Consider the following 14,344-nt stretch of genomic DNA (forward strand, 5'->3'; position numbering starts at 1 on the left):
GGGCGCTTTGCATTTCAAATCTTTGTGCAACAAAGCCGAAAGGAAATAAAACTTGTATACTAAGTTTTGGCGCACTAATTGCTTAATTCATTCTATTTTTTGACTGTTTGATATAACAAATTAGGAAGTGGATGTGACAGCAACATATTTACGTGGGCAAGATCTGATAGACCAGATTCAACAACAAGACTATTCCAGAGATCTGATTGGCTATCATGGAGAACCACCCAAAGTGGAATGGCCAAATGGTGCTCGTGTCGCGGTTCAGTTTGTATTGAACTATGAAGAAGGCGGTGAAAACCATGTAGAACATGGTGATGCAGGTTCAGAACAGTTTTTGTCAGATATTATTGGCGCGGCCAGTTTTCCAGACAAACACATGTCGATGGATTCCATGTACGAATATGGCTCACGAGCGGGCTTTTGGCGCATTCACCAAGAGTTTAAAAAACGCCAACTCCCCATGACCATTTTCGGTGTGGGTATGGCTTTGGCACGCAATCCTTACATTGTGGAAGCGATTAAAGCAGCCAATTATGATGTCGTATCGCATGGTCAACGTTGGTTGCATTATCAAGATATGCCAATCGAACAAGAACGCCAACATATGGATCAAGCTATTAGCGTGCTTGAAACGCTATTTGGTAAAACACCAATCGGTTGGTATACCGGACGTGATAGCCCGAATACTCGAAAATTACTTGCTGAATTTCCTCAGATTCAATATGACTGTGACTATTATGGCGATGACTTACCATTTTGGAGCACAGTGACGAATGTAGATGGTGCAACACGTCCGCATTTAATCATTCCATATACACTTGAAAGTAATGATATGAAGTTTTGCTCGCCGGGTGGTTTTAATAGTGGTGAGCAATTTTATCAATACCTTAAAGATGCCTTTGATGTGTTATATGCCGAAGGTGAAACTGCGCCAAAAATGCTATCTATTGGTATGCACTGTCGTATTTTAGGGCGACCAGGACGCTTTAAAGCACTACAAAGATTCTTAGATTATGTGCAATCGCATGAAAAAGTATGGGTTTGTCGTCGTGCCGATATTGCAGAACATTGGATAAAACACCATGCACCGTAATAAAAAAAATAAAGAAGAAAGAGAGGCTTAGCGCCTCTTTTTTTGTGCCTATAAAAAGCAATTTGTCTAAGAAATAAGGGATTGGCATTGATATTGCAAAACATGTTTTGAACGAACATTAAATATTTTTAGGCGATTTAATAGTGCAACTTGTTGAATTTAATCAAGCATCCGAAGCCGATGTAAAAACATTTTTAAAGCACTGTGTGCAAATTGAAAGCTGGGCGAATGAGCTGCTCAGTCAGCGTCCGTATGCATCATTAGACAGTATTTTGGAATACGCGGCTCAAGCTGCTCGTACATGGTCGTGGGAAGAAATTAAATCTGCTTTAGATAATCACCCGCGTATTGGTGAAAAAAAAGCCCAAGCTGAACTTTCTGAATTAGAAAAGAATTTTTCCAACCGTGAACAATCCGCTATTTCAGCCGATGAAGAAACACAAATGGCATTGCTCAAAGGCAACATCGCTTATGAAAAAAAGTACGGCTATATCTTCTTAATTAAAGCTTCAGGCTTAAGCAGTGAAAATGTATTACAAGCATTGCAGTACCGTCTGCTGAATGATCCAGAAACTGAAAAGCGTATTGTCCATCATCAATTGGCTGAAATTGCCTTATTAAGATTAAAACAGGAGCTAAGTGCATGATCAGCTCACATATTTTAGATACAAATCTGGGGAAACCTGCTGCCAATGTCTTGATTAAATTATTCAATGCAGACGGTATGTTACTTGGTGAAGGGCAAACCAATGCAGATGGCCGTGTGACCGACTTTGGTTTAAGCGAATTTTCTACGGGTAGCTATAGCTTAGAGTTTGCCACAGCGGACTATTTTGAAAGTCTTAATACCGAAACTTTTTTCCCAAAAGCAGTGATTCATTTCTTAGTAAAAGATGCCTCACAGCATTTTCATATTCCTTTGTTGATTAGCCCTTTTGCCTATTCAACATATCGCGGTAGCTAAAAACAGCATCATAAAACGGATCGGGGGATATAAAAATGACAGAACAAAATCAAACAGTTTCACCAGAACATGAATATTTAGGTGCAGGGAAAAGCCTAGCTTATGGCTTACAACATGTATTGACGATGTATGGCGGTATTATTGCGCCGCCACTGATTATTGGTACAGCCGCAGGACTTGAACCTGCACAAATTGGTTTATTAATTGCAGCAGCATTATTTGTCGGTGGTTTAGCCACGATTTTACAAACGGTCGGTGTGAAATACATCGGTGCAAAATTACCCCTAGTTCAAGGCGTATCCTTTGCTGGTGTGGCAACGATGATTGCCATAGTCACTGCAGGTGGTGGGCTTTCGGCAGTATATGGTGCGGTTATTGTTGCTTCATTAATCGGTTTCTTTTTAGCACCATATTTTTCAAAAATTATTCGTTTTTTCCCGCCAATCGTGACCGGCTGCGTGATTACCGTGATTGGTTTGTCATTGCTACCTGTCGCAGTACGTTGGATGATGGGTGGAAATAGCAAAGCGCCTGATTGGGGCAGTGCTGAAAATATTAGTTTGGCTTTTCTAACTTTAGCCATTGTCATTGTGCTGAATATTACTCGAAACGCTACAATTCGTCGTTTATCCATCTTATTAGCAATTGTGCTAGGTACAGTGCTGGCATATGCGATGGGCTTTGGCGATTTCTCAAAAGTCGCAAATGGCAATTGGATTCAATTCCCAAGTTTCTTTGCCTTTGGTATGCCAACATTTGAACTGAGTGCCATTATTGCCATGCTAATTGTGACATTGGTGATTATGACTGAAACTACAGCTGATATTATCGCTGTTGGTGAAATTGTCGGTACCAAAGTCGACGCTGAACGTATTACCAATGGGCTACGTGCCGATATGCTTTCAAGTGCAGCAGCACCAATATTTGGCTCATTCATGCAAAGTGCCTTTGCACAAAATGTAGGCTTGGTCGCGATTACTGGTGTAAAAAGCCGTTTTGTTGTTGCAGCGGGTGGCTTAATTTTAGTTGTATTGGGTATTTTACCAATTATGGGCCGTTTGATTGCTGCAATTCCTGTACCGGTATTGGGTGGCGCAGGTTTGGTATTGTTCGGTACAGTGGCTGCAAGTGGTATTCGTACTTTAGCTAAAATTGATTATAGTGAGCAAAAGAACCTAATCATTGTTGCTACAGCAATTGCCGCAGGTATGATTCCAATTATTGATCACTCATTCTATGCGAACTTCCCAAAATGGGTACAAACCCTGTTCCATTCAGGTATTAGTTCAACGTGCCTCATGGCCATCGTATTAAATATTGTGTTTAACCATCTAAACTTTTTTAAAAGTAAAGAAGTGAATAAAACCAGCAATATTGTTATAGATAGTCATCACTAAGCTATTCAAAATAAATAAAAAAAGCTCACATTAATGTGGGCTTTTTTTATTAAAAAATCTAATATTGGCTTTGTTTTTGCTAAATAAATTACTCAAAACGTATTTATCGCTAGGAAAAACAATTTAATGAAATTTATGCCTCTTTCAGCTGCAATTCTATGCACTATTTCAGCCAACTCTATCTTTGCAGCCCCAATCTGGCAAGACTTCAGTATTACCGGTCTATATGGCACCGACTATCAGCTCATTGCAAAAGAAGACAAACAAACCACTGTGACATTTGAATACGCGTCAAAGCTTAAATATGGTGATTTCTTCATTTTTGCCGACCGTACACATAATGACGTCGGCGATCAAACCTATTTTGAAGCATCACCACGATTGAGTTTAGGCGCTGTAACGGGTAAAGAACTTAAATTTGGCCCTGTAAAAGATGTATTGCTTGCAACCACTTGGGAAGCGGGTAGCAACATGGATAATTTTCTCTATGGTATTGGCTTAGACTTTGATGTGCCATATTTTCAATATGCAAAATTAAATTTATATAAAGTGAATAATGATACTAAAGCTGATGACTATCAAATGACGCTTACCTATGCCATACCTTTTAAAATTGGCTCAGAATCTTTCTTAGCAGATGCTTTTCTGGATTGGTCAACTGCGGAAAAAGGCTCAGCCAGTGAGATGAACTGGACCAGTCAATATAAATGGAATGTGGGGCAACATATTTCCCCAGATACACGCCTGTATGTAGGCGTTGAGCATTCAGTTTGGAATAATAAATATAATATTAAAGGTAAAGATGAAAATAACGTCAGTGCGCTAGTGAAATATCACTTCTAATTGATTCGTTAAAACCGTACATCGTTACACAACATACTGCACAAGACTTAAAAGCCCCACGGATGGGGCTTTTAATTTCTGAGACAATTTTAAATTGAGGTTTCAATTTCAATGATAGTTTAAATTTATGCCACGATATTGAGTACTTCATTAAACTGATAAACATCACAATTATGTCCAATACCAATACGATCAACCACGGCAAAGTTACTTGGCGCCTCTAAAGTTAATAGAGGGTGATGCCATGTACCTGCATGGTAGTTAACACCTTGTGTACCATCTGAAATAAAAGCACAGAGTTTTGAAATATCAGGCGTTTGATCATCCAATGCAGGTGCCACCACAATTAAAAAAGCCTGACCTTGCATCGGGATAAAAGCTTGTGAGCCATTCGGATGTCGCTCAAGCATCGAAACCGAAAAAGGAATTTCTGTCTGTTTAATATTACGAAAAATACTAATACCTGCATGTGCTTCACCGAAGATTTCAGTGGTTACAAGGGCATGATAACGCTCGGTATGTGCATCATTGATATGAAAAAAATCCTGTCCTCCGCAGCAAATCACCTCACCAAAAGGGGCAAAGTTTTCAATGCTCAGGGGCTGTAGCTGAATTGTTTGAACCATGTGTAATTCTTTTATTGTCTATATCAAGTGTAGGAGAAGAAGGATAAAACCACAGTACTTATCCTTCTCGATGTAGAAAGTATTCAAGCTTTCAATTTAGCTTTTGGTTTTACCCCACAAACGAATACGGCTGATACCACCATCTGGAATCATATTAATGCGAATATGCGAGATCTTTTCATGTTGCAAAATTTCGTTTACAAAGCTATGAATATGATCCATTTGCATGTCTTGTGCTTCAAGCAAAAATGGCCAGAACATACTTTGTGGAATTAATTGTGGATCAGTTGCATCTTTAACATATACGGCTTGAATAGAGACTTGGGCTGGAAAGTTGCCTTTAAAGTGTGCCGTATCGATATCAATTTTTTCAATTGCACCAGTTTGACCCAAAGCCAAAATACACCAATCAAAGCCCGGTGCACGACGACGTTTGGTTTCCCAACCATCACCCATATTAATTCCGCGACCTGGGTTAATCAGATTACGTGGATGACCAAAATGTGCATCGCTATAAGCAATTACACGTCCACCATTTTCTAAAGCAACTAAATCAATTGTTGCAGTGTGATCTTGTTGTTGAACGCTCACTTCACCATACACTTTAAAACGAGCAACACCACCATCAGGAAAAATATTTAAACGCACATGAGTAAAAACTTGGTCAGCTGTAATCGGCAAAACATGATGCTGACTTGGGCCAAGTACGTTGTTCTCTAATATATTCAACCATTCAGCTTGAGCAAGATCGCCATCAGGGGCGTAGCAGGCTTCAACTGAAGCTGAAGCAGGGTAATTCCCAGTGAAGAAGGTAGTGTCAATATCTAAAGCCTTAATATGCCCAGCTACGCCCAATTGAATAATTGCCCAGTCATAACCTGTGTGACGTTTACGGCGCGTTTCCCAACCATCCATCCATTTACCATGGTCATCGAATTTATCTTCAACAAAAATTGGCGCGTCAAATTGAAGCATACGTTTTGCTTCTGCGAAAAATTCATCTGAACATTCAATAATTTTTGCACCAATACGGTCATCTGCCAAATTGGTAAGTGTCTGTAATTGTGCAGGAATATCAAAATCGGGTGCTAATAAAGTCGCCATATATTAAATCCATTCGCTATTTTCTTTCAAAATTCATGCTTTGCGCTATCGTGCTACAAAAAATTTAACAAACGATAAAAACAAGCATTTACACGCGTTTAGATGCACAGCGTGTGCCAACTTTGGATTTTTTTCAGGGCGCTTTATAAAAAATGGCACGCTTTTAGCATTTTATGACTTAGAAACTTATAAAACACAGGGGAATTATAGATGGAAATTACAATTATTGGTGCAGGTATGGCGGGTCTAACTACAGGCATCGCACTAAAAAAATTCGGACACCAAGTAACCATCTATGAACAGGCAGAACAAATTTTACCGGTGGGTGCTGCTATTTCGTTATGGTCTAACGGTGTGAAATGTCTAAATTATTTGGGTTTGACAGAGCAAGTTGAAAAGCTTGGCGGCAAAATGGATAACCTTGCTTATATTGATGGTCTGACGGGCGATGTGATGACCCAGTTTAGCCTTTATCCATTGATTGAAGAAGTCGGGCAACGACCATATCCGGTATCACGTGCGGAACTTCAGAATATGTTAATGGATGAATTTGGTCGTGAAGATATTCATCTAGCTAAGAAAATGATTTCTTTTGTTGAAGAAGGAGAGCGTGTAAAAATTCAATTTGCAGATGGTAGCGAAATAGAATCTGATCTATTGGTGGGTGCAGACGGTACACACTCAATTACTCGTGCCTATGTTTTAGGTGAGCAAGTTGAGCGACGCTATGCAGGCTATGTCAATTGGAATGGTCTCGTTGATGTCTCAGACGATTATGCCGCAGCAGATCAATGGACAACGTTTGTAGGTGAAGGCAAACGTGTTTCACTGATGCCAGTGGCGAATAATCGTTTCTATTTCTTTTTTGATGTGCCGTTAGCTGTTGGTCTTGAAAATGATCGTAGCCAATACAAAGCTTTATTCAAACAATACTTTAAAGAATGGTGTGAGCCTGTCCAAAAGTTAATTGATGCAGTCGATGTGCAAAAGACCAATCGTGTAGAAATTCACGATATCGAACCATTTGCCGATTTTTACAAAGGTCGAGTGGTGATTGTAGGTGATGCAGCGCACAGTACAACACCTGATATTGGTCAAGGCGGCTGCCAAGCGATGGAAGATGCTATCTATTTGGCACGTTCATTGCAAATTAATACCTTAGGTTTACAAGATTCTTTACGTCGCTATCAGAACAAGCGTAATGAACGTGCCAATGAGTTGGTACTTCGTGCCCGTAAGCGCTGTGATGTGACACATATGAAAGATGAAGCGGTGACCCGAGAGTGGTATGAAGAGTTACGTAAAGAACAAGGCAATCATATTATGAAGGGAATTATTAGTAACATTGTCGGTAATCCACTCGACTAAGCTGTAAGACACAAAAAGAAATGTAAAACTAAAAGGTTAGCTTTCAGCAGCCAGTGTGAATATTCACACTGGCTTTTTTTAGCTATTTAGAAACATTAGATTGAAGAGCAAAGGCTTAAATAGACTTCCTTCCGGATTGTAGGCTCAATTTAAAACCCTGCAATCCAGTCTCTATTTTCTAAAAATACTTTCCTTAATTTTCTATTTTTAAAAATCCATTTTATTCATTCAGTGCATTGCCAATTATAAGCCATTTATTGGCGCACACGATTTAGAGCTGACGCACTTATCTAGCGCAGATCAAAAGAAAATCACAAGAATTTTTAAATTTTCAATTTTATTAATTTCTCAACCTTGAGCTGAGCTTGGTTTTCTAGCAACTTTACTCATTGTCTTAGATTGATATCTATATTTCTCGGCTTATATTCTTAACTGTTCAACTTTTTTATACTCAATACTTGGTAGTAAATAATTGTAATTTATAAAAATAAATAAAAGAACAGATCATTCTAAAAATTATAAGTGTCTTGCAATCCACCTGTTCTATTTTTTGAACTGAATTGGAATAGAAGTTGCTAATTAATAAAAATATAGCAATCAGTAAAATTTTTGATGTCGATTCAGATCTTTTAAAGCCGCTATTTATAAAACTCAAATGGCATTCACGGAGGCAATTTATGCTGAATATGTCCAAACATAAAAAGATAATGAAAAAATTTTCACTGCCTGTAATTGCGGCTGCAATTATTGGTTTGGGGATCAGCAGTCAGAGCTTTGCAGTCGATAAAGCTGCATTTGTCTATATTGGACCAACCAGTGACCATGGCTGGACATATTCTCATGATCAGGGGCGTATTAAAGCTGAAAAAGCTTTGGGCGGAAAATTTAAAACGACTTATATCGAAAATGTACCTGAAACGGCCGATGCTGAACGTGTGATTCGTAATCTGGCACAGCAGGGCAATAAAGTCATTTTTGCGACCTCTTTTGGTTATATGAACCAGATGGAAAAAGTGGCGAAGCAGTTCCCCAATACCGTATTCATGCACGCGACCGGTTATAAGCAAGGGAAAAACTTAGGCATCTATGATGTGCGTACCTATGAAGGTGCTTACATGCTGGGTGTAGTGGCAGGGCAAACCACCAAAACTAATACCTTGGGTGTCGTAGCCTCATTCCCGATCCCGGAAGTGGTTCGTAATATTAATGCCTATACATTAGGTGCACAAAGCGTCAATCCTAAAGTCAAAACCAAAGTGATCTGGGTGAACTCATGGTTTAACCCGGGTAAAGAACGTGATGCGGCTTTGGCGCTGATTTCTCAAAAAGCTGATGTGCTGATGCAAAACACAGATTCGCCAGCAGTTGTGCAAGCGGCTCAACAAAAAGGCGTATATGCCTTTGGTTGGGATTCAGATATGAGCAAATTTGGACCTAAAGCGCATCTGGCTGCTTCAGTATTGCACTGGGAAAAAATTTATACCCCAGCCATGCAGCAAGTGGCTAATAAAACCTGGAAACCTGCTGCTCTCTGGTATGGCGTAAAACAGGATGCAGTGAAAATCGAAAACTTCGGGCCTGCTGTTCCTGCCAAGGTGAAACAGTCCGCTTTAAATGCACAAAGTGCAATTCATAAAGGCACATTACATCCATTCCAGGGCCCAATCTATAAACAGGATGGAACTTTGGTGATTGCCAAGGGCGGAAAAATGACAGATGAAGCGCTTGGAAAAATGAACTTCTATGTGAAAGGAGTTGAAGGTTCATTGCCTAAATAATTCTTTCACTATGTGTATGACTTAAAAATAAAAGAAAGTAAATCCTGAAAAATCATCCCCCAGTCCATGAATCACTTTATGGACTGGGCCAAAATGAGTGGAGACTGAGTTATGAGCGATCTGCCTCACATGTCAAATGACATCGAAATGTCATCGCTCAATGAGCAGCAAATTCCACGACTGGAGCTGATCAATATCAGCAAAAGCTATAACTCATTGAAAGCAAATGACAGTATTAATTTAAAAGTCCAACCTGGGCAAATTCATGCCATTTTGGGTGAAAACGGTGCTGGTAAAAGTACCTTGATGAAAATCATCTACGGCGCCACGAAATCAGATAGCGGTCATATCGTCTGGAATGGCAAAGAAGTACAGATAGAAAGTCCGTCTATGGCCAGAAAACTGGGCATCGGTATGGTGTACCAGCATTTCTCGCTGTTTGAAACTATGACTGTGGCTGAAAATATTTTATTAGGTCTGGATGAGAAAATAGACCTGAAAAGCTTAGGGGCTAAAATCACCGAAGTATCAGAACAATATGGCTTACCGGTAGATCCACGGCGTGAAGTTTTTTCTTTATCGGTTGGTGAGCGACAACGGGTCGAAATTATCCGCTGTCTACTCCAAAATCCTTCCTTACTCATTTTAGATGAACCGACCTCCGTATTAACCCCACAAGCGGTATGTCAGTTATTTAAAACTTTGCGACTGGTGGCTTCGCAAGGTGTTTCAATTCTTTATATCAGCCATAAATTACATGAAATCAAAGAACTCTGTGATGAAGCGACGATTCTGCGTAATGGCAAAGTCACCGGCTATGTATTGCCTTCTGAAAATAGTACCAGTGAACTGGCCAAATTAATGATTGGCCGGGAATTGCCGACGTATGCGCATGTTGAATATACAGGCGAACATCGCACGCTGTTTCAGGTGAAAAACCTGAATTACGAAACTGATGATCCTTTTGGCGTGTCCTTATCCAATATTCAACTCAACCTAAATTCCGGTGAAATTCTGGGCATTGCTGGTATTTCGGGTAATGGTCAATCTGAATTACTGGCTCTGCTTTCCGGTGAGCAAACGGCGAAAAAAGGTCAAGTCTTTCTATTAGATCATGACATTTCTGAACTCAGTGCAGGTCAGCGACGTGATCTAGGCTTGGGCTTTGTTCCGGAAGAGCGTTTAGGTCGTGGTGCTGTGCCGAATATGACATTGGCACAAAACACTTTATTGACTGCTTTTCGTCAGGGTTTAAACAAATGGGGCTTTATCCAGTTTGAGAAAACTGTCGCTTTTGCCCAGCAATGTATCGAAAAATTCGGAGTAAAAGCCGCAGGGCCACAAGCGGAAGCCCGCAGCCTTTCGGGCGGCAATCTGCAAAAATTTATTGTAGGGCGTGAAATCCTACAACAGCCGAAAGTGCTGATCATCTCCCAGCCAACCTGGGGCGTTGATGTCGGCGCATCGATGTTTATCCGTCAAACCCTGATTGATCTTTCCCGCCAAGGCGTTGCGATTTTAGTGATTTCGGAAGAGCTGGAAGAACTGTTTGAAATTAGCGACCAGATTTGTGTTATGGCTGGTGGAAAGCTGTCAGCACCTGTCCCGGCTAAAAATACCAATGCAGAACAGATTGGCCTGCTCATGTCAGGTATTCAGGCAGATCCAGCAATATTGGCTGAATCCGAGCCTGTCCATGAAGCGCATGCGTAGAGAAGAGGTGTAAATATGCATTTATTAGAACCTAGAGAACATCCTTCTCAATTAATGAAATGGCTCTCACCTGTGCTTGCATTACTCGCCATGCTGGCGGTAGGTAGCCTATTGTTTTTAATGCTTGGAGTGAATTCTGCTCAGGCTTTATATATCTTTTTTATTGAGCCGCTAAGCTCAGTCTATAACCTGAGTGAACTGATAATTAAAGCCAGTCCGCTGATTTTAATTGCCTTGGGTCTGGCTGTTGGGTTTCGTGCCCGTCTGTTTAATATTGGTGCTGAGGGGCAGTTGGCTATGGGGGCCATCTTTGGCGGTGGTATTGCCATCCTGTTTCATGAGCAGATCGGCTGGTGGATTTTACCTTTGATAGTGATTATGGGTGCGATTGGTGGTGCAATTTGGGGCCTGATTCCAGCGCTGCTAAAAACCCATTTTAATGCGCAAGAAACCTTGACCACCTTAATGATGAACTATGTGGCATTTTTCCTGCTGATGTATCTGGTCAATGGTCCATGGCGTGATCCAGATGGCATGAACTTTCCACAATCCTTAATGTTCTCGGAAAGCGCGACCCTGCCGCTGATTATGGAAGGCACACGGATTAACGCCTCAATTTTTATCACGATCATCGCAGTGGTGCTGTTCTGGGTTTTTATCCGTAAGAGTCTGATGGCTTATAAACTGGAAGTCAGTGGTCAGGCACCTTTGGCAGCTCAATATGCAGGATTTTCAGCAAAAAAAGCCATCTGGTTAAGTTTGGGAATTTCAGGTCTGATGGCGGGGATTGCCGGAATCTGTGAAGTTGCAGGTCCAATCGGCCAGCTCAATCCGAATATTTCACCAGGTTATGGTTATGCAGCCATTATTGTGGCTTATCTGGGCCGACTAAATCCAATTGGAATCGTACTTTCAGGTTTCCTGATGGCGCTGATCTATTTAGGTGGCGAACTGGCACAAATGCAGTTGCAACTCCCAGTCGCGATTACCGGAATTTTCCAGGGCCTGCTTTTATTTTTCCTGTTGGCTTCAGATGCCCTGATTGAAAACCGCTACCGTTTTGCCAAAAAGAAAGTCAAAAAAACCATGACCACTGCGCAAGCAGCCTGAACCAGACAGAAGAAGGATAACAACATGAGTATTGAATTAACCGCAATTGTTGCCGGAACTGTCGCTGCGGCAACGCCTTTAATCTTTGCCGGACTGGGTGAGCTAGTAGCAGAGCGTACCGGTGTCATCAATCTTGGGGTAGAAGGCATGATGCTGGTCGGTGCCATTGCCGGATTTGCATTCGCTAGCCAGTATGAAGCCAGTGTCGCCAGTGCCTTATTTATGGGCGGATTGGCAGGCACATTGATGGCACTAATTTTTGCATTTTTCACCTTATCTTTAAGCACCAATCAATCCGCCTGTGGTCTGGCACTCACTATTTTTGGGATCGGGATTTCAGCCTTTCTAGGACAGAATTATGTCAGTACGGCCTTACCGGGTCTGGAAAACCTAAAAATTCCGGGACTCGCTGATATTCCATTCATAGGGCCAGTCCTGTTCCAGCAAAACTATGTGGTGTATCTGTCCATTCTTGCTTTTGTGCTGGTGTGGTGGGTACTGAGTAAAACCCGTTTAGGCCTGTTACTGAAAGCTGTTGGGGAATCTCCAGAAAGTGCACATGCCATGGGCTATAACGTGCTAGCGATTCGCTATGGTGCAGTCATGTTTGGCGGTGCAATGGCTGGTATTGGTGGTGCATTTTTATCTACGGTTTATACCCCAATGTGGATTGAAAATATGGTCGCAGGACGTGGCTGGATTGCAATTGCATTAGTGGTTTTTGCTGCATGGAAACCAACGCGCTTGATGTTAGGTGCATATCTATTTGGTGGTGTAACGATTTTGCAGTTTCATGCCCAAGCGCTGGGTCTAGAAGTACCGAATGAACTGTTATCGGCATTGCCATACATCGCAACCATTGTCGTCTTAGTCCTCATTTCACGTGACAACAAGTTATTGAAACTCAATTTACCAGCGTCACTCGGCAAAACCTTTAGCCCTTAATCGGACAAATCTCAGGAATTACTTTATGAAAATTATAAGCGCAGATTATGTCCTGACCATGAACTCCAACCTGGACTGTATTAAAGATGGTGCCCTCCTGATTGATGGTGCTCTTATTAAGCAGGTAGGAACATTACAGGAATTAACTCAGCAATATCCTGAAGCTGCAGTTACCCAGTATCCTAAAAGTTTATTGATGCCGGGCTTGATTAATACCCACTGTCACTCAGGTTTACTGCGCGGTACAGCCGAGGGTTTGCCAGTCTGGGACTGGTTGCAACAGTTTATTGATCCGATGCATCGGGTAGTGACTCCCGAAGATTCCAAAATTGCCTCCTACCTCTGTTATGCAGAAGCGCTGCTATCCGGCACGACTACTATTGTGGATATGTGGCGTTATATGGAAGGTAGTGCTGAGGCCGCACAGCAATTAGGTATACGTGCAGTATTGGTGCCTTATGTGGCTGAACATCCAGATCACAACTATTTTGAAACCCTCAACAGCAATGAAGCTTTAATTCAAAAATGGCATCAAGCTGCAAATGGGAGAATTCAGGTCTGGGTGGGCCTAGAGCATCTGTTTTATGCTGAAGAAAAGGCCTTGGCATGTATTCAGAAAATGTGTCATGAATATCAGACTGGTTTTCACACGCATAGCAATGAAAGCAAGTTTGATGTTGAAGAAAATCTCCGGCGTTATGGCGTGCGTCCGATCCAGACGCTGGAACAATTGGGCATGCTGGATGTACCTCAATGCCTGTTAGCGCATTGTGTCTGGGCCAATTCAGCAGAGATCGAAATTTTAAAACACTATAATGTTGGTGTCGCACATAATCCGATCTCGAATATGAAACTGGCATCTGGGGCTGCACCCATTACGGAAATGCTTAAACATGGCATTGCAGTAGGAATGGGTACTGATGGCGAGAAAGAAAATAATAATCTAGATATGTTTGAAGAAATGAAAACTGCTTCTTTACTGGCGAAGTTCTCTGGTTTAGATGCCGCAGCACTCGATTCATGGTCAGTCTGTCAGATGGCAACTCGGACAGGTGCCAAAGCCTTAGGTATGCAGGATCAGATTGGATCGTTAGAAGCTGGAAAACTTGCCGATATGATTGCAGTAGATATTGCGACCCCAAGAATGACACCCTTGATTGATCAAGGCCCGTTATTTAATTTACATACCAATCTGGTACATGCAGTACAGGGACAGGATGTGCACATGACCATGGTGAACGGTCAGATAGTAGTAGAAAACCGAAAACTGGTACGTGCTGATCTGCAAATCTTAATTGATCAGGTCAATCAGGCTGCTCCAGCCTTGTTCCAGCGACGCGCAAAATGGCTCGCAGAACAGGGAAGTGCGGTCAATGAATTACAGCGCCTGTAAATAAAGT

The 14,344-nt window shown here is 41.5% G+C and carries 13 protein-coding genes; 11 read left to right on the forward strand and 2 right to left on the reverse strand.

Translation table 11 applies throughout. The features are described from left to right. The first annotated feature begins 133 nt into the window (after positions 1 to 133). The 5 genes from puuE to ACY3FQ_RS18540 all read left to right on the forward strand — a co-directional run bounded on the left by puuE (position 134) and on the right by ACY3FQ_RS18540 (position 4,300). On the forward strand, positions 134 to 1,096 hold the full coding sequence (gene puuE, locus ACY3FQ_RS18520; RefSeq protein WP_000127611.1) for an allantoinase PuuE: 963 nt from the start codon (positions 134 to 136) through the stop codon (positions 1,094 to 1,096). 143 nt (positions 1,097 to 1,239) lie between these two features. After that, the gene (gene uraD / locus ACY3FQ_RS18525; RefSeq protein ID WP_005265718.1) at positions 1,240 to 1,743 is read left to right on the forward strand and encodes a 2-oxo-4-hydroxy-4-carboxy-5-ureidoimidazoline decarboxylase; all 504 of its coding nucleotides are present in this window, start codon (positions 1,240 to 1,242) and stop codon (positions 1,741 to 1,743) included. Further along, a complete protein-coding gene (gene uraH / locus ACY3FQ_RS18530) occupies positions 1,740 to 2,060 on the forward strand; it encodes a hydroxyisourate hydrolase (RefSeq protein WP_000625767.1) in 321 nt (106 codons plus the stop codon). Before uraD ends, uraH begins: the two co-directional genes overlap by 4 nt. A gap of 35 nt (positions 2,061 to 2,095) precedes the next feature. Further along, on the forward strand, positions 2,096 to 3,457 hold the full coding sequence (locus ACY3FQ_RS18535) for a nucleobase:cation symporter-2 family protein (protein WP_000139429.1): 1,362 nt from the start codon (positions 2,096 to 2,098) through the stop codon (positions 3,455 to 3,457). A gap of 126 nt (positions 3,458 to 3,583) precedes the next feature. After that, positions 3,584 to 4,300, forward strand: coding sequence for an outer membrane protein OmpK (locus tag ACY3FQ_RS18540; RefSeq protein ID WP_004778009.1), 717 nt, complete (start codon positions 3,584 to 3,586; stop codon positions 4,298 to 4,300). A gap of 125 nt (positions 4,301 to 4,425) precedes the next feature. Here the strand turns inward: ACY3FQ_RS18540 and ACY3FQ_RS18545 are convergent, their stop codons facing one another. Further along, entirely contained in the window at positions 4,426 to 4,926 is a 501-nt protein-coding gene (locus ACY3FQ_RS18545; protein ID WP_000250866.1) for an ureidoglycolate lyase, read from the reverse strand. Between the two features lie 96 nt (positions 4,927 to 5,022). Continuing rightward, positions 5,023 to 6,030, reverse strand: coding sequence for an allantoicase (gene alc, locus ACY3FQ_RS18550; RefSeq protein WP_000212598.1), 1,008 nt, complete (start codon positions 6,028 to 6,030; stop codon positions 5,023 to 5,025). Between the two features lie 210 nt (positions 6,031 to 6,240). On the opposite strand from alc, the gene hpxO reads away from it, so the two are divergent. From hpxO to ACY3FQ_RS18580, 6 genes are all read left to right on the forward strand, one after another. Beyond that, a complete protein-coding gene (hpxO, locus tag ACY3FQ_RS18555) occupies positions 6,241 to 7,398 on the forward strand; it encodes an FAD-dependent urate hydroxylase HpxO (protein ID WP_489774626.1) in 1,158 nt (385 codons plus the stop codon). Between the two features lie 677 nt (positions 7,399 to 8,075). Next, the gene (locus ACY3FQ_RS18560) at positions 8,076 to 9,176 is read left to right on the forward strand and encodes a BMP family ABC transporter substrate-binding protein (protein ID WP_180053304.1); all 1,101 of its coding nucleotides are present in this window, start codon (positions 8,076 to 8,078) and stop codon (positions 9,174 to 9,176) included. A gap of 111 nt (positions 9,177 to 9,287) precedes the next feature. Next, positions 9,288 to 10,889, forward strand: a complete 1,602-nt coding sequence (locus tag ACY3FQ_RS18565; RefSeq protein ID WP_489774627.1) for an ABC transporter ATP-binding protein — start codon at positions 9,288 to 9,290, stop codon at positions 10,887 to 10,889. A gap of 15 nt (positions 10,890 to 10,904) precedes the next feature. Further along, positions 10,905 to 11,999, forward strand: a complete 1,095-nt coding sequence (locus ACY3FQ_RS18570) for an ABC transporter permease (RefSeq protein WP_489774628.1) — start codon at positions 10,905 to 10,907, stop codon at positions 11,997 to 11,999. A 24-nt stretch (positions 12,000 to 12,023) separates the two neighbouring features. Continuing rightward, on the forward strand, positions 12,024 to 12,944 hold the full coding sequence (locus ACY3FQ_RS18575) for an ABC transporter permease (protein WP_125278682.1): 921 nt from the start codon (positions 12,024 to 12,026) through the stop codon (positions 12,942 to 12,944). A gap of 25 nt (positions 12,945 to 12,969) precedes the next feature. Continuing rightward, complete coding sequence (locus tag ACY3FQ_RS18580) at positions 12,970 to 14,337, forward strand: amidohydrolase family protein (RefSeq protein ID WP_312317588.1); 1,368 nt, start codon at positions 12,970 to 12,972, stop codon at positions 14,335 to 14,337. The last annotated feature ends 7 nt before the right edge of the window (positions 14,338 to 14,344 follow it).

This window comes from Acinetobacter sp. AB03 (genome assembly GCF_058107045.1).